Genomic DNA, 19,841 nt, shown 5'->3' with positions numbered 1-19,841 from the left:
ACGTTCCATTGTGTCGCAGACTCGGCGGGCGCGCTAGGTCCGGTCAGGGTCCGGGCGGGGTGGTACGTTGTAGCGGTTGAAAAACGCTGGGAGGACGCACTGATGGTCAACGTGGCAGTACTGGGTGCCGGTTCCTGGGGGACCACCCTTGCCAAGGTGTTCGCGGACGCGGGCAACCCCGTGAGCTTGTGGGCGCGGCGCGAGGAGCTTACCCGCACAATCCAGGACACCCGGGAAAACCCCGAGTACCTGCCCGGCATCGAGCTGCCCGCGGCCATCCAGGCCACCTCCAACGCCGCCGAGGCACTGGAAAGCGCGGCGATCGCCGTGTTCGGCGTGCCCAGCCAGACCATGCGCGACAACCTCACCCGCTGGGCGCCACATTTGCCTGGCGGCGCCACCTTGGTCTCCATCTCCAAAGGCGTCGAATCCGGCACGCACATGCGCATGAGCGAAATCATCGCGGAAGTCACCGGGGTAGAAAACGAGCGCGTCGCGGTGCTGTCCGGGCCGAACCTCTCGCGCGAGGTCGCCGAAGAACAGCCGGCCGCGACCGTGATCGCCTGCGCCGACGAGAACCGCGCCAAGCTGGTCCAGGCGGCGTGCGCCACTAACTACCTGCGTCCGTACACCAACACCGACGTGGTGGGCTGCGAGATCGGCGGCGCCACCAAGAACGTCATCGCGCTCGCCTGCGGCATGGCGGCCGGCCAAGGCCTGGGCGACAACACCCAGGCCACGCTGATCACCCGCGGCCTGGCGGAAATCACCCGCCTGGGCGCAGCGCTCGGGGCGGACGCCCGCACCTTCGCCGGCCTTGCCGGCATGGGCGACCTGGTGGCCACCTGCGCCTCGCCGTTGTCGCGCAACCGCACGTTCGGCGCGGCACTGGGCGAGGGCGCGAGCATGGACGAAGCCCGCGCCGCCACCAAGGGCCAGGTCGCGGAGGGCGTGGTGTCCTCGCGCAGCATCTTCCAGCTCGCCGAAGAGCACTCCGTGGAGATGCCGATCACCCAGGGCGTGTACTCGGTGTGCCACGAAGGCATGAAAGTCGCCGACGTGATCGCCGCGCTGATGGGTCGCAGCAAGAAAGCGGAGTAGCTCCCGGTAGGCTAGCTCCCCGTGATCCGCATAGCTGTTTTGTACGGTGGCATGTCCACCGAGCACTCGATTTCCTGCATCTCCGCCGACTCGGTCATGTCCCACATGCCCGCAGACTACGAGGTGTTTCCCATCGGCATCACGCAGGAAGGTGTCTGGGTTGAGGGTGTGACGAATCCGGCGGAAGGGGCGGAGCTTCCCGTCGTCAAGCCTGGGCGCGAAGTGGCGCTCTCCTTGAACCCGCAGCGCAAGGGATTGCTTTACGACGTCACCTCCGGCGAGCCCATCACCACCATCGACGCCGTCTTCCCGGTGCTCCACGGCAAGTACGGCGAGGACGGCACAGTCCAAGGCTTGCTGGAGCTGGCAGGTGTGCCGTACGTCGGCCCGGGCGTGCTCGCCTCCGCGTGCGGGATGGACAAGGAGTACACCAAAAAGCTCGTCTCCGCGGTTGGCATCCCGGTCACGCGCGAGGTGATCCTGGACGGCGCGCGCGAGCTCACCGAGGCAGAGCGTTCGCATCTGGGGCTGCCGGTGTTTGTGAAGCCCGCGAACGGCGGGTCCTCCATCGGCGTGTCCAAGGTGACCAGCTGGGAGGCGCTGCCGGCGGCGGTGTCGCTGGCCTTGGAGTCCGACGGCAAAGTCATCGTCGAGGCCGAGCTGGTCGGCGACGAGGTGGAAGTCGGTGTGCTGGAGCGCCCCGACGGCACCATCGCCGCGTCCGTGCCCGCCAAGCTCAACGGCACCGAGGACTCCGCGGAGGGCTTCTACGGCTTTGAGACCAAGTACCTCGAAGAGGGCGTCACCGCGACGATCCCGGCGCCGTACTCGGACGAACTGATCGCCCAGCTGCAGGAGTTGGCGGTGACCTGCTTTCGGGCACTGGACTGCAAGTCGCTGGCGCGCGTGGATTTCTTCGTCACCGACAACGGCCCTGTGCTCAACGAGGTCAACACCATGCCCGGCTTCACCGCCATCTCCATGTACCCGCAGGTGTGGGCCGCCACGGGCGTGGATTACCCGGAGCTGCTGGGCACCTTGGTGCGCACCGCACTGCGGTAGGTGCACTCGGCGCGCCCCATCGCCCGTCCCGCGCAGCCCAGCCCGCCCCCCGGACATGGCCCAAACCGCCGCCTAGGAGCCAAATCCAGCTATCAGGGTCCAGCTAATCGGCTCTGAGAAGCGAATAGCTGGGTCTTAGTAGCTGGATCCGCGGAAAGGGTGCGGAAAGGGTGCGGACGGGGGCGAACAGAGGGGGCAGGTCGGCGGGGCTCGGCTAAGCCTCGCCGGTGTGCTCGGCGATGAGGTTCGTCAGGTTCGTGATCGCCTCGTTGCTCTCCGCCTGCGGCAGCGACGCCGCCACCTGGACGTCGCGGCCCATCGCGTACCAGGTGGAGGCGGTGGTGCCGTTGGCCAGCTTCACGTCCTCGAACCAGGGCACGCCGTTGATCTGGTCCAGGCGCGCGCCCGGGCCGTAGTTCTCCGGGTCGGCGACTCCGCAGCGCAGCACGATCGCGTCCTGACCTGCGGCGGACCACGCGACGGTTTGCTCGCTCAGCGCGTCCACGCGGGTGTAGCCGTCGGCGATGGAGTCGGGCGCCGCGGCGAGCAGGCTGTCGCACTTCGCTACGTCGCCGGCGCCGGCGAGGTCTGCGAGCGGGGCAGGGTGCTGCTCGGGGGCCGGACCGGTCAACGCGGAGGTGTCGATGCCGGCAACGGGGGCGGCGCCGTCGCGAAGCTGCTCCACATCGGCGGTGACGGCGAGGACGGGGGAGCGGTCCACGGTGAACCAGGTGGCCAGGGTGGAGCCCGGGGTGGCGTCGTTGACACGCAGCCAGCGCGCGCCGTCGATGTCCTCGGGCTGCGAATACGGGGTATACTGCGCGGGCGCGTCCACGCCGCAGCGCAGGGTGATGCGTTCGGTGGAGGAGGCCTGCCAGGCGGCGGCGCCTTCGGGGGCGGGCTCGGCCAGTTCGGCGCGTTTGAGGTCGGCGAGGGTGGCCGGGAGGGCGTCGATAAGCGAAGTGCACTCCGCGGAAGACGCCTCGGGCGCGGGGACTTGCGTCATCGCCACCGGCTGCAACGCCACCCGGTTGAAGAACACGCGCGCGCCGACGAGCACGCCGAGCACCAGCGCCACCGCCAGCCCAAGACTGATGTAGATGGTGGTGCGGTTAAATTGAGCATCATGCGCCGTGGAACCCATGGCGGCTGAGTCTAGTGAAAGGGTGCGCTAAGACGTGATCGAGACAGGCTTTCCCACCGGCGGGCCGACGCTGGGCGAGCTCGGCGAGCGCGAAGTCATTGCGCTGATCCGCGCTCAGGCGCCGTCCGCGCTCAACGGCGACGACGCCGCGGTGCTCGCCCCGGCGGCGCCGAACTCGCGGGTGGTGGCCAGCACCGACATGCTGGTCCAAGGCCGCCACTTCACCGCGGAGACCACCACGCCGTACCTGCTGGGGCGCAAGGCGGCGCTGCAGAACTTCGCGGACATCGAGGCCATGGGCGCGCGCCCTATCGCGGCGCTGATGGCGGTTTCCGCGCACCCGGACACACCGGCGAAGGCGCTGGAAGAGCTCGGGCGCGGCGTGGGCGAGATGGCGTCCGATTACGCCTGCGAGCTCGTCGGCGGCGATGTCACCGGCGGCGACTACTTGGTGGTGTCCGTCACCGCGATGGGGGCGCTCGGCGGCAACCGCCCGCCATTGACGCTGGACGGGGCGCGACCGGGCCACCGCGTGATCGCGCACGGCCGCATCGGCTACTCCGCGGCTGGCCTGGCGCTGCTGCAGGCGGATGTGGACGTGCCCGAACAGCTCGAGCCGCTGGTCGCCGCGCACCAGGTGCCGGAGCTCACCCCGGGCCGCGGCGTGGTGGCGCGCGCGGCGGGTGCGTGCGCCATGACGGACAACTCGGACGGGTTGATCCGGGACCTCACCCAGCTCGCGGAGGCGTCCGGCGTGGGCGTCGACCTGGCGTCCAACGCGATCGCCCCCGACCGGCTGCTCGTGGAGGCGGGCGAGCTGCTCGGCGTGGACCCGTGGGAGTGGGTGCTCGGCGGCGGCGAGGACCACACGCTCATCGGCACCATCGAAGGCTCTGCGCCGGTGGGCTTCCGCTCCATCGGTGCGGTATCCAGGAAGCAAGGCGTGCGTATCGACGGCTCCGCGCCCGCCACCGACACAGGATGGGAGAGTTTCTGATGTTGCCCGTGCACGAATCCTGGCAAGCGCCGCTGGCAGACGTGGAGGACCAGATCCACGCGATGGGCGACTTCCTGCGCGCCGAGGGCGAGTACCTGCCGCGCGGCAACGACATCCTGCGGGCGTTTGCGGACCCGTTCGAGGACGTCCGCGTGCTTATCTTGGGCCAGGACCCGTACCCGACGCCGGGGCATCCGATGGGCCTGGCGTTTTCCACCCAGCCCGGTGTCGCGGCGCCGCGTTCGCTGGTGAACATCTACAAGGAGCTGCAAGACGACTTGGGCGTCCCGCCGCGCAAGGACGGGGACTTGAGCTCCTGGTCGAAGCAGGGGATCTTGCTGCTGAACAGGGTGCTCACCGTGCGCCCGGGCGCGCCGGCGTCGCACCGCGGCAAGGGCTGGGAGGCCGTGACCCAGGCGGCGGTGGAGGCGCTGGTGGCCCGCGGCACCCCGCTGGTGGCCATCCTGTGGGGCCGTGACGCGCAGACGGCCGCGAGGTTCTTGGGCGACACCCCGCGCATCGAGTCGCCGCACCCCTCGCCGCTGTCCGCCTCCCGCGGGTTCTTCGGCTCCCGCCCGTTCTCCCGGGCGAATCAGGCGCTGGAGAAGATGGGTGCCCAGGCGGTCAACTGGGCACTCTAAGCAGAACCTGTAAACTCTCTCAGCATGTCTGCATCTCCGCTTTCTAACGGCGCACGCCTGCTCGCATGGGCCCGCCGCGCCTTAGGCGAGCTGGAGCGCAAGCGCGCGGAGATCAACGAGCTCAACGTGTTCCCAGTTCCGGACGGGGACACCGGCTCCAACATGGCGCATACGATGGCCGCTGCGGTCGAGGCCGCTTCGGAGCTGCCGGAGGGCGCGGGCCTGACCGAGGTCGCTGAGGCGCTGGCCGTCGGCGCGGTGCGCGGCGCACGCGGCAACTCCGGGGTCGTGCTCTCCCAGATCCTGCGCGGCCTCGCCCAGGCTGCCAGCTACGGTGCGACGGAAGGGGAGATGCTCGCCGTCGCGCTCACCAACGCCGTCGGGTTCGTGGACCGCGCCATCGCGGAGCCGGTCGAGGGCACCATCATCACGGTGCTGCGTGCCGCCGCCGACGCCGCGCGCCCCAACGCGCACCTGCCGCTTGTGGACGTCGCGTCCGCCGCCACCGCCGCCGCCCAGGATGCGCTGCGGCTGACCCAGACCCAGCTGCCGGCGCTGCGCGAGGCCGGGGTGGTCGACGCCGGCGGGGCGGGTCTGGTGGCGGTGCTGAACACGCTGACGGCTGAAGGGGAAGGTGCGGGGGAACCGGAGGACGTCGATAGGCAGGTGCCCGAAACGCACGGCACCCAGGGCGAGCTGGAGGTAATGTTCAGCTTCCGCGGGGACCTGGAGGCGCTGAAAGGCGAGCTGGCGGGGCTGGGCGACAGCCTGATTGTCGCGCCGCTGAACGACGGCGAGGCCACGGTGCACATCCACTCCCGCGACGCCGGCAAGGTCATCGAGACCGCCTTCGCCGCGGGTGAGGTGTCCGATCTTCGCCTGGAGGTGCTCACGAGCGCGGTGGCGGCCGGCGCGCCGGAGCGCCTGATCATCGCGGTGACCCCGCCGGGGTCCGTGACCAGCCTGTACGCCGCCTCCGGGGCGGTGACCGTGGTGCCGGGGCCGAACGTGGCGGCGGACATGCTCGACGCAATCACGCGCTCCGGCAGCAACGAAGTGATCGTGCTGCCGAACGGGCAGCTGAGTAACAGCGAGCTCGCGGCGGTGGAAAACGCGGCGCGCGCGGTGGAGCAGTCCATCACCATCCTGCCCACGGTGCGGCTGGTCTCCGGCATCGCGGCGCTGTCCGTGCACGATCCGGCGCAGCCGCTGGCCACCGCCGCCTTCACCATGTCCGAGGCCGCCGGCGAAATGCGCACGGCGCTCGCCTTCCGCGCCGAGAAGGGCGCGCTGACCTTGGGCGGGGCCGTTGCGAAGGGCGACGTGGTGGTCACCTCACGCGGCGAGCACATGCTCATCGCGGACGAGCCGATGGAGGCCGTGGAGCGCGCCTGCCGCCGTCTGCTCGAGCACGGCGGGGAGCAGGTGAGCATCCTGTTCGACCCCAACGAGCTGCGCGCCGACGCACTGGAGGAGCTCGCGGGCAAGCTTGGTGTCGACGTGATGGTCTATCCTGCGGACGGACTGCAAGCCTGCGCGGAGATTGGGGTGGAGTAGATGCTGGGGTTCGAGGACACGCGCCCGCTCAACCTGGTCATTCCTCTGAAACAGGCCAAGGCGATAGGCAAGCACCTCGACATCCACACCTGCGGCGAACTGCTGCGCCACTACCCGCGGCGCTACCTGCACTACGGCACCGGCGCCGATCTCGCCGGGGTGAAACCGGGCGACACGCTCAACGTCATCGGCACCGTGGTAGGCACCGAGCAGTTCACGTCGAAAAAGCAGCCGAAGCGGCCCATTTACAAGGTGTACGTGGACGACGGCCGCCAGGTGTTTTTGGCTGCCTTCTTCGGATCCCACTACGCCCAGCGCGTGCTGAAAGAGGGCCGGCGGGTGATGTTGACCGGCAAGTACGACGTGTTCCGCAACCAGCCGCAGCTGTCGCACCCGGACTTCGTACTTCTGGACGGCCCCACGCAGGCCACCGGCGCACTGCGGCAGCTCGGCCACTTCGGCGACATCGAGCAGATCATGAGCGGGCGGGAGTGGCTGCCCATTTACCCGGCGGTGAAAAACGTCAGCACCTGGACCATCATGGGCGCGGTGCATGCGGTGCTCAAGGAGCTTCCGCCTATCGACGAGCCTCTCGGTTTCACCCCGATAGGATTTTTGCCCCTGAACTCGGCGGTGCACCAGATCCACGAGCCGGGCCCGCCGGGACCTGCGCGTGCACTCGAGCGTCTGAAATACGACGAGGCGCTGTCCGTGGCCCTGGCGATGGGCGTGCGCCGCGCCGACGCGGAGGCCCGGAGTGCCGAAGCCCTGCCGCGAGTCGTGGGCCGCGACCAGGATTTGCTGGTGCAGCGCCTGCCGTTCCCGCTGACCTCCGGGCAGGACGAGGTGGTCGCGGAAATCACCCGCGACATGGCGCGCACCGTGCCGATGAGCCGGCTGCTGCAGGGCGAGGTCGGTTCCGGCAAGACCATCGTGGCGCTGATCGCGATGCTCCAGGCCGTGGACAACGGCGCGCAGTGCGCCTTCCTCGCGCCCACGGAGGTGCTGGTGCTGCAGCACGCCCGTTCCATGACGAAGGTGCTGATGAACGCCGGGCTGCCCACCCGCGTGGTGGCGCTGACCGGGTCCATGACGGCGGCGCAGAAGCAGGACGCGCTGCTGAAGATCGTCACCGGCGAAGCCGACATCGTGGTGGGCACCCACGCGCTGATCCAGGACGGCGTGGAGTTCTTCCGCCTGGGGCTGGTGGTGGTGGACGAGCAGCACCGCTTCGGCGTGGAGCAGCGTGACGCGTTGCGGGCCAAGGCGGGGGAGATAACCCCGCACCTGTTGGTGATGACGGCTACGCCGATCCCGCGCACCATCGCCATGACCGTCTTCGGCGATTTGACCGTGTCTACCCTGCGCGAGCTGCCGGGCGGGCGAAAGCCCATCCAGTCCGCGGTGGTGCCGCAGTTCAAGCCGCGCTGGGTGGCGCGCGCCTGGGAGAAGATCCGCGAGGAGGTCGCCGCCGGACATCAGGCGTACGTGGTGTGCCCGCGCATCGACGGCGAGGGCGGCGTGCTCGAGGTCTTCGCCGAACTCGCGTCCACGGAGTTCGAGGGCCTCAACGTGGCGTTCTTGCACGGCCGGATGAAGGGCGAGGAGAAGGACACCGTCATGGCGGACTTCGCCGCCGGCGGGGTGGACGTGCTGGTGGCCACCACCGTCATTGAGGTCGGCGTGGACGTACCGAATGCGACGGTGATGATGGTGCGCGAGTCCGAGCACTTCGGCGTCTCCCAGCTGCACCAGCTGCGTGGCCGCGTGGGCCGCGGCGGCAACCAGTCGCTGTGTTTGTTCCACACGCTGGCGCAGGAGGGCACCCCGTCGTTTGAGCGCGTGAGCCAGGTCGCGTCCACCACGGACGGCTTCGCGCTGGCGGAGCTTGACCTGCTCAACCGCCGCGAGGGCGACGTGCTGGGCACCCAGCAGTCCGGCATGCACCGCACGCTGAAGTTGCTCAACCTGGTGGAGGACTTTGAGCTGGTGCGCCGCGCCTACGACGACGCCGAGCGCCTGGTGGCGGACAACCTCGAGTTCGCCCGCGCCGCCACCGCGGACTTCATTCCGGAGGACTTCGAGTACTTGGACAAGAGCTAGGGCGTTAGAGTTGTGGCCATGAACCGCATCATTTCCGGCGAGGCCCGCGGCCGCAAGATCAAGGTGCCGCCAGAGGGCACACGTCCCACTTCGGACCGCGCGCGCGAGGGCCTGTTTTCCTCCCTGCAGGTCCGATTCGGGTTTGTGGACATGAACGTGCTCGACCTCTTCGCCGGCTCCGGCGCGCTGGGGTTGGAGGCAGCTTCCCGCGGCGCGGCCGAGGTGGTGCTGGTGGAAAACAACCCGGAGGCCGTGCGCGTCATCGAGTACAACGCCGGTGTGGTCGGCCACCCGAAAGTGACCATCGAGCCGGTAAAGGCGTCGACGTACCTCGCCCGCGCGCCGCGCAACCACTTCGACATCGTGCTCGCGGACCCGCCGTACGAGCTCGCGGATGAGGCCGTCGCGGAGATGGTGGAGGCGCTGAAGCCGGTGCTTCACGACGGCGCCGTGGTCGTCGTCGAGCGCCACCGCGAAAGCCCCGAGACGGCATGGCCGAAGGAGTTCACCCCGACCGGCCAGAAGTTGAAGAAGCGCCTCTACGGCATCGCGCGCATGGACATGGCCGTGTACTCGGAAGCAGAGGTGGAGGAGTAGATGACTACCGCAGTGTGCCCGGGCTCGTTCGATCCGATCACGAACGGCCATCTGGACATTGTCACCCGGGCCTCGCGCCACTTCGACGAGGTGGTGATCCTGGTTACCGGTAACCCGACGAAGACCTCGGGGCTGTTTTCCATCGACGAGCGCGTCGAGCTGATCCGCGAGGTCATCTCGCACCTGCCCAACGTGCGCGTGGACAGCTGGGGCGGGCTGCTGGTGGACTACACCTCCGCCCACCACATCACCGCCCTGGTCAAGGGGCTGCGCTCCTCGCTGGACTACGAGTACGAGCTGCCCATGGCGCAGATGAACCGTCGCCTCACCGGGGTGGACACCTACTTCCTGCTCACGGACGAAAAGTACGGTTACATCTCGTCCTCGCTGACCAAGGAAGTGGCCAAGTACGGCGGCGACGTCACCGGCTTGGTGCCGGATTCCGTGCGCGAAGCGATGGCGGAGAAGTACCGCTAGTGCTCGTTGCTTTGGGCGTCGGCATGGCCGTCGCGCTGGGTGCCGCCATGCAGCGCATCTCCGGCATGGGCGTGGGGCTTATCGCCGCACCGGTGCTGTCGCTGCTGCTCGGGCCTGTCGACGGCATCCTGCTGGTCAACCTCCTCGCCGTCATCAACGCGGCGACAAACACCTGGGGCATGCGCGCAGACGTGGACTGGAAAAAGTTTGCCCCTATCGCGACCGCGCTCGTCTTTGGCGTGGTCCCGGGCACCTGGGTGGTGGCGAACGCGCCGACCAATGTGCTGCTTGTGCTCGTCGGAGCGCTACTGTTGCTCGCGCTTTCCGTGGTCACCCTTGGCAAGCGCTACGTGCCCCGGGTCGAAGGGGTGGTGCCCGCGGCCGCGTCCGGTGTGATCGGCGGGTTCATGAACACCCTGGCCGGGGTGGCCGGGCCTGCGATCACGGTGTACGCGGAGGCGGCGCGCTGGCCGCAGCGGGTCTACGCCGCCACCCTGCAGCCAATCTTTTTGGTTGGCGGCACGCTGTCGTTCACGGTGAAGGTGTTCGCAGGCGCCGCCGATGTCACCGGCATCGAGCCTGAATTGTGGGTCGCCACCCTGGCCGCCCTGGCAATTGGGATCGCGGCGGGCAAGCGCCTGGCGCCGCACGTGCCTCCAGCGATCGCCCACCGTATCGCGCTCGGCCTGGCCTTCGCCGGCGGGGTGACCGCGCTCGTGCGCGGACTTCTGGCCTAGCGCTAGAACAGGGTGGACACGAACGCCTTGGTGCGCTCGTGCTGCGGGTTGTCCAGCACCTGCTCCGGGGTGCCGTACTCGATAATCTGGCCGCCGTCCATAAAGGCAACCTTGTCGGCCACCTCACGGGCGAACGCCAGCTCGTGGGTGACCACCAGCATGGTCATGCCCTGCTGCGCCAACTCGCGCATCACGCGCAGCACTTCGCCGACGAGTTCGGGGTCGAGGGCGGACGTGGGTTCGTCGAAAAGCATGAGCTTCGGGTCCATGGCCACCGCACGTGCGATGGCCACGCGCTGCTGCTGGCCGCCGGAGAGCTGGATGGGGTAGGCGTCCGCCTTGGTGCCCAGGCCGACCATCTCTAGCAGCTCCATCGCGCGGGCCTTGGCTTGGTCCGCCGGCTGGCCCTTGACGTGCACGGGGGCCTCGATGATGTTGTCCAGCACGGTGCGGTGGCCGAAGAGGTTGAAGTTCTGGAACACCATGCCGATGTCGCGGCGCTGCTTGGCGGCGTCCTTCTCGCTCATCTCGTGCAGCACGCCGTCGCGCTCGTTGTAGCCGATCAGCTCACCGTCGACGTAGAGGCGGCCGGCGTTAACCTTCTCCAGGTGGTTCACGCAGCGCAGCAGGGGGGACTTGCCGGAGCCGGACGGGCCGATCAGGCAGGCGACCTCACCGGGGTAGACCTCCATGTCGATGCCCTTGAGCACGTCGAGGTTGCCGAAGGACTTCCACACATCCACGGCCTGAATCATTGGCTTGTGCTTGACGGTCATTAGCGCTGCCCCTTCTTCTGCGGTTCTTCCACGATTTCAACGTTGTTGGGGATGGTGCCCTCGGCATCTGCCAGGCTGGCCAGCTGGCGGGCTGTGAGCTGGCGGGTGGCACCCCGGTCGAAGTAGCGCTCCAGGTAGTGCTGGGCCACCATGAGCAGCGAGGTGATCACCAGGTACCAGGTGGCGGCGACCAGGAGCATCGGCACCGGCTCGAACAGCGCGGCGGCGATGTCCATGGAGCGGCCGTAGAGCTCCAGCGAGTAGGGGATGGCCACCACGAGCGAGGAGGTCTTCAACAGCGAGATGAACTCGTTGCCGGTGGGCGGGATGATGATGCGCATGGCCTGCGGCAGCACCGTGCGGCGCATGGTCTGGCCCCAGCTCATGCCCAGCGCCTTAGAGGCCTCCACCTGGCCCTCCGGGACGGCGGAGATGCCGGAGCGGACGATCTCGGCCATGTAGGCGGCCTCGTTCAGGCCCAGGCCCACCACGGCGAGCGCGAATGCGGAGGAGGTGAACGGGTCCAGCGGGATCTCGGTGAAGCCCAGGTTGATCGTGTCGTAGATCGCGCCGATCAGGCCCCAGAACATCAGTTGGACGTAGACCGGGGTGCCGCGGAAGATCCAGAGAAAGATCCAGCCGACGGTCTTGAACACCGGGTTCGGGCTCATGCGCATCACGGCGAGCAGCACGCCGCCGATCACGCCGAGGAGCATGGCCAGCACGGTGATGGCGATGGTGTGCAGCGCAGCGGTGGCGATGCGGGTGTCCAGTAGGTAGGTGAAGTACGTATCCCAGCCGTAGGCTTCGTTACGCGCGGCGCCGATGACAAACCAGACCACCAGGACGACGAGCAGGGCGGCCAGCGCCCAGCGGCCCGGGTGGCGCAGCGGCTTGGCCTGGATGCGCTCGGGGCGGGTGCGCTCTTTTTGGCTCGCCGCGTACTTGGAATAGGGGGTGCTCATGCTCACTGTCCTCCCAGGGGTTGTTCATTTTTCAGGGCCTCGTCCAAGAGGCCGGTTTCGATGTTCCACTGCTTGAGAATCCGCTCGTAGTCGCCGGTGTCGATGAGGTGCTGCATCGCCGCCGCCATCGCGTCGGCCAGCGGCGAGCCCTTCGGCACCGCGAAGCCGTAGGGGGCTGCGTCGAACATCTCGCCGACCATTTCCAGCACGCCGTCGGAGCGCTCCACGGCCCAGGCGGTGACAGGCGAGTCCGCGCTGTATGCGTCGGCGCGGCCCACCAGCGCCGCGAGTGCGGCGTTGTCGGCGGTGTCGAAGGCCAGCACTGTGATCGGGTCTTTGCCGGCGGCCTCGCAGGCCTCGGACTTCGGGCGCACGTCGTCGGTGTCGGAGACGGTGGTGCGCTGCACCGACACCGTCAGTCCGCAGGCGTTCTCGGGGTCCACGTCAGCGCCTGGCTGGGCTGCCCACTGCACGCCCGCGTAGAGGAAATTGACAAAGTCGTAGGACTGGCGGCGTTCCGCGTTGTCCGTGAAGCCGGACGCGCCCGCATCCAGGCTGCCGGCGGACACGGCGGGCAGGATCATGGCGAAGTCCATGTCTTCGGCCTGGAAGTCCATGCCCATCACGCCTGCCGCGGCGCGGGCGAGGTCGAGTTCCACGCCGATGAGCTCGCCGTGGGAGTCTTTGAACTGGAAGGGGGCGAACGGCGGGTTCGTGCCCACGTTGAGCACGCCGTCCGCTGCGACCTCCGGCGGCACCATCGCCGCGATCTCAGGCACAGCGTCCGGGACGATCGGTTCCCAGCCGTCGGGGGTGCCGCCCTCCTCGTTGGTCACGCAACCCGCGAGCAGCATTGTCGCGCTCAGGCACGCGGCGACGCGCAGGGAGGTGGTGTGTTGCATACCGGCTCCAATACACGATGAATATTTACAAGGAATCGTATATTACACCGGGGTGCAAATGCGTATCGACGGCCCCGGGGTCACCCCTGGGGCCGTCGATAGGCAAATGTTTTCGGTTATTGCTGCGCCATGCGAATGCCGCGCATGACCAGCTCAATCAGCGAGCCGATGACCAGCATGCCCAAGAACACGGGGATGAGCACGGAGGTGGCCTGGCTGGAACCCGCGGAGGACTGCGCGAAATCGCCGGTGAAGAAACCGGACGACATCATCGCGGAGCCCTGTGCCTCCTGCTTCCACAGCTCGACCGGGTTGGCGGTGTCCGGGACAGACGAGTTTCGCGCCCATGCCTGGACAAAGTCCTTGCCGTCGCCTTCCTCCATGCCGTCGGTCCACTCCAGGAACATGTCGGAAGAGGAGACCTCTTTGAGCGGGTTCTTTTCCGGGTCGATGTAGAGCGGATCGTTCTCCGGGTCCTGGTCCAGCCACTCCAGGTCCGGCGACGGGTCGCCCGGCTTCCGCGGGCCCTTCTTCTTATTGTCGGTCTTGCTCGAGGAACTCTCCTCGCTGCTGGATGAGGTGCCCTCAGCCGAAAGTTTTTCAAACGCGTCCGCGGTCTTGCGGAAAACCTCGGCGTCTTCAGCGTTGATGCCGGTGCCTTCCGGCTTCGTCTGCGAGGTGGCGGACGGCGCGTTCAGGCCTGCAAGGACGAGTGCTCCGGCGGTCACGCCGGCGATGAGAGACTTGCGCATGGGGCGTATCTTAACCAATCCGTTAGAGAATGCGATGCAGAGTCTTTCGACCTGCGAAGAGGATCAACAGCGACAACACGAGAGAACCTGCACCGAACCAGTACGGCACGCCAGCGCCCATCGACGCGGCCAGCGGGCCGGATACAGCCGGCGCCACAGCGCCGCCGAGGAAGCGCATGCCCGAATAGCTCGACGATGCCACGTTGCGCGGCATCTCCGTCGCCTCCATGACGGCTTCAGTGAGCACGGTGTTGAAAACGCCACTGAAGAAGCCCGCGAGAATGACCAGGACCACTACGACGCCTAACCGGTGAGCGCCGAAGCCGAGGCCGGTGAGAACTGCACTGAAGCCGAGGAGCACGGTCACCACCACCGGAATCAGGCCGAAGGCGCGGGTCAGGCGAGGCGCGATGAACACTGAAGAGACGGCCAGCGCCAGGCCCCAGCCGAAGAATACGTAGCCCAGCTCAGTCGCGCCGAAGTTGCGCCCGCTCAGCGCGGCAGCTTCCTCGATGGGGTAGGGCGAGTAGGCGAGCAGGGTGAAAAACCCGAAGTTGTAGAAAAACGCCACCAAGCCGAGAGTGAGCAGAGCTGGGTCCTTGGCTGCTGCGAGCCCCGCCGTCAACGCGACAGGCTCCGGTTTGCGCTGCGCCTTGGCCAGCAGCGTCGCAATCGCGATAAAGCCGGCCGCCATGAGCACTGCAGTGCCGTAGAAGGGTGCGCGCCAACTGATCTCACCCAGCACACCACCGGCGAGGGGGCCGATGGCCATACCGACGCCGATCGCGGCCTCGTACAGGATCACTGCCTGGCCCGCGTGCCCCGCCGCCGTGCCGACGATGGCAGCCAGCGCCGTAGAGATAAACAGTGCATTTCCTAGCCCCCAGCCGGCGCGGAAGCCGATGATTGCGTCGACGGAGCCTGCGGCGCCAGACAAGGCAGAGAAGGCGACGATCAGTGCCAAACCGATCAAGAGTGTGGTCTTGACGCCGATACGTGATGAGATGAACGCGCTGAAGAACATCGCCAGCGCCGTGATCAGGAGGTAGCTGGTAAACAGCAGCATCGTTTGCGTCGGGGAGGCGTCCAGTTCGCGGCTGATCGCGGGCAGGATGGGATCCACCAGCCCGATGCCCATGAACGAGACGGCGCAAGCAAAGGCGAGGGCCCATACCGCCACCGGCTGTTTCAGAATGGAATGGGATGCGGATCTTTCGTGTGGCGTGTCTGTCACGCGCGTCCTCCTTCTCGTTGTCTCAATTCTGTTGTCAGCTCCGGCAGGAGCTCCGCCGCGCGCTGAAGCGTTGCGACGTCCTCCGGTTTCAACCCCGCGAAGACTGGGGCAAGCGCCTCGGCTACGGCCGCTCGGTAGTCGTGCAGCACCTGGCGACCAGCGTCGGTGATGGTGAGCGCTGTCGCGCGAGCATCGTCGTCGGCGGTGTGCCTGGCGGCGTAGCCGTCGTCCACAAGTCGCTTCATGGCTTGGCTCATGGAGGGTTGGCGGATGCCTTCCCGTGCTGCGAGCTCTCCAATGCGGAGCCCCGGTTCACGCTCGAGTGCCGCAAGTGCGCGCATGGACACGTTGGAAAGTTCCATCCCGGACGCCTGGTAAGCGGCTCGAGTGAAGTGGCTGCCCGCCGCAATTAGTTCAACGGCGAGCACGGCGAGGTCCTCGTTGGAGTGCATAGGGAGACTATATAGGTTGCCTATGTATGTGAAAATCCCGCAGGCCAGAAACGGTCTGCGGGGTCGGCGAGAGGTGCGGGCGCTAGTCCCCGGCCTCCGCGTCGAGGCGGGCCTGGTCGCGCTGACGGCGCCTCTTGCTGATGCGCTGGCTGACTACTCCTGCCACCACTGCGCCGATGATGGCGCCGACGATCGCGCCAGTTGCTCCAGCGCTATCAAAGCCGCCAGAGGGGTCGAAGCCGCCGGTGACGATGAGTCCTGCCAGCCAGACTGCGCACAATGCGAAGTAGATGACGAGCACGCCACGGGGAGTATCACGCAGGCGGATGACGGGTGAGGCGACGTAGTTGCGCATCCACTGTGTGCTCGCCGCACTACTAATGAGCGGGATTAGGAGCACGATGGCGGACCACAGGGCCTGGCGGCCAGGCAGAACCCACGCGAGGATCGCGCCGACGAGCGCCATGCCGATCAGCGAGGTGTAGAAGCCGACCGAGCTCGCCTTGTGGTACGTCGCGGCCTCGAACTCGTCGGTGGCGGTGCCGTCGACGTAATTGACGATTGAGTCTCCGAAATTCTTGAACATCATTCCTCCTTGGTTTGGCCAAAGATTTCTTCAACTGACTTTTCAAACTGACGGCAGATGTCGAGCGCTAAGTAGACGGAAGGCGAGTAGTTGCCCCGCTCGATGTTCGCGATGGTCTGCCGGGAAACGCCGACGCGGTCAGCGAGCTCCTGTTGCGACAACTCGTGCCAGCGCCGCCATTTGCGAACTGTGTTGGTGTGGTCGCCCATGTGGTCTCCTTCCATTTACAGAATGTAAAGCGAAGAGTTCCTGATGTCAAGAGTGGTTTACATAGTGGTGATGAAACTTGTCGATCTGGTCGCTCAATTCCCAGGTAGTCTCGGGGTGTGGTGGATACAAAACAGACAAAAACCATCGGCGAGCATCATGTGGCCTCGGAGCTTGCACGTCGTGGTTGGGCGCCGGCCCTCACGCGAGATGGTTTGGAGCGGACGGACATCCTCGCGGTTTTTACTGAGCCGGAGTGGCGTCGAATGATCGAGGTGCAGGTGAAGACAGCTCGAGTGCCGGCTGGTGGACAGGCCAACTGGCCATTAGCCACGCACTAGTGACTTCGGTTTCTGGAAACGGTCAGCTTTCGTGGCTGCATTTTGACTACAAAAACCTGGAAACCGCGGATCAACCAAAAACTTTGGTGTTCTCGGAAAATAAGAAAACACCCCGCCACCAGCGGTTTCGCTGCGCGGAGTGTTACGAAATTGTGCCCCAGGTGAGACTCGAACTCACACTGGACGGGTTTTGAATCCGTTGCCTCTGCCAATTGGGCTACTGGGGCATCGGGCGAAAGTTTATCCCAGCGCAGCCTCCGCCACGAAATCACCTCGCTAATGGGCGAGCCGGGCCATGTCGGGCTGCCCGCTAGACTGGCCAACCGTGAGCGATACACCCGAGAACACGAAGCGACTGTTGCTTATCGACGGCCACTCGATGGCCTTCCGCGCCTTCTACGCGCTGCCCGCGGAAAACTTCTCCACCTCAGGCGGCCAGCACACGAATGCGGTCTACGGGTTTCTATCCATGTTCGCCAATATCCTGGCGGACGAGAAGCCGACGCACGCCGCCGTCGCCTTCGACGTGGGCCGCAAGACGTTCCGCACGGAGCGTTTCCCGGAGTACAAGGCGCAGCGCGAGGCGGCACCGCCGGAATTCAAGGGCCAGGTGCCGATCATCGAGGACGTTCTGGGCGATCTCGGCATCACCACCTTGAGCAAGGAGAACTTCGAGGCGGACGACATCGTCGCCACGCTGGTCACCCAGGCCCGCGCCGAGGGCGACTTCGAGATCGTGCTGGTCAGTGGCGACCGCGACTACATCCAGCTCGTGGACGGCACCACCACGCTGATGTACCCCACCCGCGGCGTGTCCACCATGACCCGTTTCACGCCCGAGGAAGTGGAGAACAAATACGGCCTGACGCCTGAGCAGTACCCGGACTTCGCGGCGCTGCGCGGCGACCCGTCGGACAACCTGCCCAGCGTACCCAAGGTGGGGGAGAAAACCGCCACGAAGTGGATCTCGCAGTACGGCTCGCTGGAAGGGCTGATCGAAGGCGCCGACGAGCTCAAGGGTGTCGCCGCCAACAACTTCCGCGAGCGCATCGACCAGGTCCGCCTCAACCGCGAGCTGACCCAGATGGTCACCGACGTCGAGCTGCCCGTTGCCCCGAACGACCTGGAGCTCAAGCCCGCGGACGTCACCCAGGTGGCGTCGCGCTTCGACGACCTCGAGTTCGGCGTGAACCTGCGCGAGCGCGTCCTCGCTGCCGTGCCTACCGACGGCACCGCCCCCGAGCCGGAAACCGTCGAACTCGAAGACGTCACTATCGACGACGAGCCGCTGGACGTCTGGCTTAAGCCGCGTCACACCGACGGCCTTGCCGTCTACGTCTCGGGCAACGCTACTCCCGGGCAGGGGGATGTGGTGGCGCTGGCGATCGTCGATAAGCAAAGGCGCGGCATATCCAAGCTCGCCGCTGACTTGAGCGCCGAGGAGGACGCCGCGCTCAGGCAGTGGTTGGAGTCGGACGCGCCGAAGTTCATGCACGAGGCGAAGGCGGCGTACCACATGCTGCGCGGCCGGGGCATCGAGCTTAACGGCATCGCGCACGACACCGCGATCGCCGCCTACCTGCTGCGCCCGGGCCAGCGCACCTACGCGCTGGAGGACATCTACCAGCGCCACCTGCAGCGACAGCTTAACGTCGGCTCCGACCAGATGAGCCTGCTCGGCGACACCGCCGACGTCGACGCCGCCGCGGCGATCCTGGAACTGTCCGCGGAGCTGACCAAGGAGCTGCGTGAGATCGACTCCTACGAGCTCTACGCGGACCTGGAGCTGCCGCTGGTCACCGTGCTCGCGGAGATGGAGCACACCGGCATCGCGGTGGATCTGGACGTGCTGGAGAATCAGCGCAAGGAGCTCACACTCAAGGTCGAGCAGATCGAGGAGGAGGCGCGGGCGCTTGTGGACGAGCCTTCGCTGAACCTGTCTTCCCCCAAGCAGCTGTCCGCAGTACTCTTCGACAAACTTGAACTGCCGAAGACGAAGAAGACCAAGACCGGGTACTCCACGGCCGCGGGCGAAATCGAGGCGTTGGCGGAGAAGAACCCGCATCCGTTTTTGGACCACCTGTTGGCGCACCGCGAGCACCAGAAGCTCAAGTCCACCATCGAGGGCCTGATTAAGACGGTGCAGCCGGACGAGCGCATCCACACCACGTTCAACCAGACCGTGGCGTCGACAGGCCGCTTAAGCTCCGCGGAGCCGAACCTGCAGAACATCCCGGTGCGCACCGAGGCCGGCCGCGTCATCCGCTCCGCGTTCGTTGTGGGCGAGGGCTACGAGTGCCTGCTTACGGCCGACTACTCGCAGATTGAGATGCGCGTGATGGCGCACCTGAGCCAGGACGAGGGCCTGATTGAGGCGTACAGGGCAGGGGAGGACCTGCACAACTTTGTCGGCTCGCGCGTGTTCGACGTGCCCATCGACCAGGTCACCCCGGAACTGCGCCGCCGCGTCAAGGCGATGTCTTACGGCCTGGTCTACGGCTTGAGTGCCTACGGGTTGTCCAACCAGCTATCCATCTCCGCGGGCGAGGCGAAGGACATCATGGCCAGCTACTTCGAGCGCTTCGGCGGCGTGAAGCGCTACCTGGATGAGGTGGTGGAGCAGGCGCGTCGCGACGGCTACACGTCCACCGTGTTCGGCCGCCGCCGGTACCTTCCTGAGCTGACCAGCGACAACCGCGTGGCGCGCGAGAACGCCGAGCGCGCCGCGTTGAACGCGCCGATCCAGGGCACGGCCGCGGACATCATCAAGGTGGCCATGCTGCGTGTGGACGCCGCCCTGGAAGGCAAGCAATCCCGCGTGCTGCTCCAGGTCCACGACGAGCTGGTTGTGGAGATCGCCCCGGGCGAACTGGACGAGGTCCGCGAGATTGTGGAGCGCGAGATGGACGATGCCATCGAGCTGCTGGTGCCACTGGAGGTCTCCGCTGGCACTGGCGCTAACTGGGACGCTGCCGCGCACTAACACTCCACGACCTGCGGCAGCACTAAGGCGGGTAGGAACGGAATCGGTTCCTACCCGCCTCGCGCACGGCACCCCGCCCATGGCCGTGTTCCCCCATGGAGCCTCCCCCAGCAGCTCCGATTGCGTATTCAGTTGTGAACCTCCCCTCGGGGGAAGGGGCCACCGGGGGTGGCCATGACCTGGCTGGGGCTTATATTGTTTAGAAGATCGAAATGGTAGCGGTGTGG

Annotated in this window: 20 protein-coding genes and 1 tRNA gene; 11 read left to right on the top strand and 10 right to left on the bottom strand. The window is 66.8% G+C overall.

The genetic code is table 11. The annotated features are described in order from the left end of the window. Nucleotides 1-102: 102 nt before the first annotated feature. A complete protein-coding gene (locus HMPREF3151_RS10310; RefSeq protein WP_070475602.1) occupies nt 103-1,101 on the top strand; it encodes an NAD(P)H-dependent glycerol-3-phosphate dehydrogenase in 999 nt (332 codons plus the stop codon). A 21-nt stretch (nt 1,102-1,122) separates the two neighbouring features. Next, nucleotides 1,123-2,163, top strand: a complete 1,041-nt coding sequence (locus tag HMPREF3151_RS10305) for a D-alanine--D-alanine ligase family protein (RefSeq protein WP_083290305.1) — start codon at nt 1,123-1,125, stop codon at nt 2,161-2,163. A gap of 214 nt (nt 2,164-2,377) precedes the next feature. Here HMPREF3151_RS10305 and HMPREF3151_RS10300 read toward each other — a convergent pair whose 3' ends face one another. Beyond that, complete coding sequence (locus HMPREF3151_RS10300; RefSeq protein ID WP_070475596.1) at nt 2,378-3,307, bottom strand: DUF3515 domain-containing protein; 930 nt, start codon at nt 3,305-3,307, stop codon at nt 2,378-2,380. Between the two features lie 34 nt (nt 3,308-3,341). Here HMPREF3151_RS10300 and HMPREF3151_RS10295 point away from each other — a divergent pair, with 34 nt between their 5' ends. The 7 genes from HMPREF3151_RS10295 to HMPREF3151_RS10265 are packed head-to-tail and all read left to right on the top strand — an operon-like array spanning nt 3,342 to nt 10,416. Further along, nucleotides 3,342-4,304: a thiamine-phosphate kinase gene (locus HMPREF3151_RS10295; protein ID WP_070475593.1), complete on the top strand. Its 963-nt coding sequence runs from the start codon at nt 3,342-3,344 to the stop codon at nt 4,302-4,304. Then, a complete protein-coding gene (locus HMPREF3151_RS10290) occupies nt 4,304-4,945 on the top strand; it encodes a uracil-DNA glycosylase (RefSeq protein WP_210383733.1) in 642 nt (213 codons plus the stop codon). Before HMPREF3151_RS10295 ends, HMPREF3151_RS10290 begins: the two co-directional genes overlap by 1 nt. 24 nt (nt 4,946-4,969) lie before the next feature. Continuing rightward, the gene (locus HMPREF3151_RS10285) at nt 4,970-6,502 is read left to right on the top strand and encodes a DAK2 domain-containing protein (RefSeq protein ID WP_070475590.1); all 1,533 of its coding nucleotides are present in this window, start codon (nt 4,970-4,972) and stop codon (nt 6,500-6,502) included. Beyond that, nucleotides 6,503-8,605, top strand: a complete 2,103-nt coding sequence (locus HMPREF3151_RS10280; protein WP_070475587.1) for an ATP-dependent DNA helicase RecG — start codon at nt 6,503-6,505, stop codon at nt 8,603-8,605. A gap of 18 nt (nt 8,606-8,623) precedes the next feature. Further along, nucleotides 8,624-9,202 carry a 16S rRNA (guanine(966)-N(2))-methyltransferase RsmD gene (gene rsmD, locus HMPREF3151_RS10275; RefSeq protein WP_070475584.1) on the top strand — a complete coding sequence of 193 codons (579 nt, stop codon included), beginning with the start codon at nt 8,624-8,626 and terminating at the stop codon, nt 9,200-9,202. Then, a complete protein-coding gene (gene coaD, locus HMPREF3151_RS10270; RefSeq protein ID WP_070475583.1) occupies nt 9,203-9,679 on the top strand; it encodes a pantetheine-phosphate adenylyltransferase in 477 nt (158 codons plus the stop codon). Further along, nucleotides 9,679-10,416, top strand: coding sequence for a TSUP family transporter (locus tag HMPREF3151_RS10265; RefSeq protein ID WP_246815255.1), 738 nt, complete (start codon nt 9,679-9,681; stop codon nt 10,414-10,416). The genes coaD and HMPREF3151_RS10265 overlap by 1 nt, the downstream gene beginning before the upstream one ends. Nucleotides 10,417-10,418: 2 nt before the next feature. On the opposite strand, the gene HMPREF3151_RS10260 is transcribed toward HMPREF3151_RS10265, so the two are convergent. The 8 genes from HMPREF3151_RS10260 to HMPREF3151_RS10225 all read right to left on the bottom strand — a co-directional run bounded on the left by HMPREF3151_RS10260 (nt 10,419) and on the right by HMPREF3151_RS10225 (nt 16,292). Next, complete coding sequence (locus HMPREF3151_RS10260; RefSeq protein WP_070475580.1) at nt 10,419-11,192, bottom strand: amino acid ABC transporter ATP-binding protein; 774 nt, start codon at nt 11,190-11,192, stop codon at nt 10,419-10,421. Then, nucleotides 11,192-12,157: an amino acid ABC transporter permease gene (locus tag HMPREF3151_RS10255; protein ID WP_070475577.1), complete on the bottom strand. Its 966-nt coding sequence runs from the start codon at nt 12,155-12,157 to the stop codon at nt 11,192-11,194. Before HMPREF3151_RS10255 ends, HMPREF3151_RS10260 begins: the two co-directional genes overlap by 1 nt. 2 nt (nt 12,158-12,159) lie before the next feature. After that, nucleotides 12,160-13,059, bottom strand: a complete 900-nt coding sequence (locus HMPREF3151_RS10250; RefSeq protein ID WP_070475575.1) for an ABC transporter substrate-binding protein — start codon at nt 13,057-13,059, stop codon at nt 12,160-12,162. Between the two features lie 116 nt (nt 13,060-13,175). Then, nucleotides 13,176-13,811: a hypothetical protein gene (locus HMPREF3151_RS10245; protein WP_070475572.1), complete on the bottom strand. Its 636-nt coding sequence runs from the start codon at nt 13,809-13,811 to the stop codon at nt 13,176-13,178. A 22-nt stretch (nt 13,812-13,833) separates the two neighbouring features. Next, on the bottom strand, nt 13,834-15,045 hold the full coding sequence (locus HMPREF3151_RS10240) for an MFS transporter (RefSeq protein WP_210383732.1): 1,212 nt from the start codon (nt 15,043-15,045) through the stop codon (nt 13,834-13,836). Further along, complete coding sequence (locus HMPREF3151_RS10235) at nt 15,042-15,497, bottom strand: MarR family winged helix-turn-helix transcriptional regulator (RefSeq protein WP_070475569.1); 456 nt, start codon at nt 15,495-15,497, stop codon at nt 15,042-15,044. The genes HMPREF3151_RS10240 and HMPREF3151_RS10235 overlap by 4 nt, the downstream gene beginning before the upstream one ends. Nucleotides 15,498-15,579: 82 nt before the next feature. Continuing rightward, nucleotides 15,580-16,083 (bottom strand): hypothetical protein, encoded by a 504-nt coding sequence (locus tag HMPREF3151_RS10230; protein WP_070475566.1) that lies wholly within the window; start codon nt 16,081-16,083, stop codon nt 15,580-15,582. Continuing rightward, complete coding sequence (locus HMPREF3151_RS10225) at nt 16,083-16,292, bottom strand: helix-turn-helix transcriptional regulator (RefSeq protein ID WP_063937319.1); 210 nt, start codon at nt 16,290-16,292, stop codon at nt 16,083-16,085. The genes HMPREF3151_RS10230 and HMPREF3151_RS10225 overlap by 1 nt, the downstream gene beginning before the upstream one ends. Before the next feature lie 117 nt (nt 16,293-16,409). Here HMPREF3151_RS10225 and HMPREF3151_RS11665 point away from each other — a divergent pair, with 117 nt between their 5' ends. Beyond that, on the top strand, nt 16,410-16,631 hold the full coding sequence (locus tag HMPREF3151_RS11665) for a hypothetical protein (protein ID WP_210383731.1): 222 nt from the start codon (nt 16,410-16,412) through the stop codon (nt 16,629-16,631). Nucleotides 16,632-16,784: 153 nt separating this feature from the next. Here the strand turns inward: HMPREF3151_RS11665 and HMPREF3151_RS10220 are convergent. After that, nucleotides 16,785-16,858 (bottom strand) — tRNA-Leu (locus tag HMPREF3151_RS10220). A gap of 152 nt (nt 16,859-17,010) precedes the next feature. Here HMPREF3151_RS10220 and polA point away from each other — a divergent pair. Further along, nucleotides 17,011-19,614 carry a DNA polymerase I gene (polA, locus tag HMPREF3151_RS10215; protein WP_246815259.1) on the top strand — a complete coding sequence of 868 codons (2,604 nt, stop codon included), beginning with the start codon at nt 17,011-17,013 and terminating at the stop codon, nt 19,612-19,614. The last annotated feature ends 227 nt before the right edge of the window (nt 19,615-19,841 follow it).

This window comes from Corynebacterium sp. HMSC05H05 (genome assembly GCF_001807265.1).
Lineage (GTDB): Bacteria > Actinomycetota > Actinomycetes > Mycobacteriales > Mycobacteriaceae > Corynebacterium.
The sequence above is the reverse complement of the archived record's forward strand: the minus strand, read 5'-3'. Positions and strand labels throughout refer to the sequence as shown.

Excerpts from the sequence above, each read along its gene's own strand:
- HMPREF3151_RS10225 (WP_063937319.1), bottom strand. The coding sequence starts at position 16,292 with ATGGGCGACCACACCAACACAGTTCGCAAATGGCGGCGCTGGCACGAG.
- rsmD (WP_070475584.1), top strand. The coding sequence starts at position 8,624 with ATGAACCGCATCATTTCCGGCGAGGCCCGCGGCCGCAAGATCAAGGTG.
- HMPREF3151_RS10235 (WP_070475569.1), bottom strand. The coding sequence starts at position 15,497 with ATGCACTCCAACGAGGACCTCGCCGTGCTCGCCGTTGAACTAATTGCG.
- HMPREF3151_RS10285 (WP_070475590.1), top strand. The coding sequence starts at position 4,970 with ATGTCTGCATCTCCGCTTTCTAACGGCGCACGCCTGCTCGCATGGGCC.
- HMPREF3151_RS10280 (WP_070475587.1), top strand. The coding sequence starts at position 6,503 with ATGCTGGGGTTCGAGGACACGCGCCCGCTCAACCTGGTCATTCCTCTG.
- HMPREF3151_RS10310 (WP_070475602.1), top strand. The coding sequence starts at position 103 with ATGGTCAACGTGGCAGTACTGGGTGCCGGTTCCTGGGGGACCACCCTT.
- HMPREF3151_RS10260 (WP_070475580.1), bottom strand. The coding sequence starts at position 11,192 with ATGACCGTCAAGCACAAGCCAATGATTCAGGCCGTGGATGTGTGGAAG.
- HMPREF3151_RS10290 (WP_210383733.1), top strand. The coding sequence starts at position 4,304 with ATGTTGCCCGTGCACGAATCCTGGCAAGCGCCGCTGGCAGACGTGGAG.
- HMPREF3151_RS10255 (WP_070475577.1), bottom strand. The coding sequence starts at position 12,157 with ATGAGCACCCCCTATTCCAAGTACGCGGCGAGCCAAAAAGAGCGCACC.
- HMPREF3151_RS10230 (WP_070475566.1), bottom strand. The coding sequence starts at position 16,083 with ATGTTCAAGAATTTCGGAGACTCAATCGTCAATTACGTCGACGGCACC.
- HMPREF3151_RS10300 (WP_070475596.1), bottom strand. The coding sequence starts at position 3,307 with ATGGGTTCCACGGCGCATGATGCTCAATTTAACCGCACCACCATCTAC.
- HMPREF3151_RS10250 (WP_070475575.1), bottom strand. The coding sequence starts at position 13,059 with ATGCAACACACCACCTCCCTGCGCGTCGCCGCGTGCCTGAGCGCGACA.
- coaD (WP_070475583.1), top strand. The coding sequence starts at position 9,203 with ATGACTACCGCAGTGTGCCCGGGCTCGTTCGATCCGATCACGAACGGC.
- HMPREF3151_RS10245 (WP_070475572.1), bottom strand. The coding sequence starts at position 13,811 with ATGCGCAAGTCTCTCATCGCCGGCGTGACCGCCGGAGCACTCGTCCTT.
- polA (WP_246815259.1), top strand. The coding sequence starts at position 17,011 with ATGGCCTTCCGCGCCTTCTACGCGCTGCCCGCGGAAAACTTCTCCACC.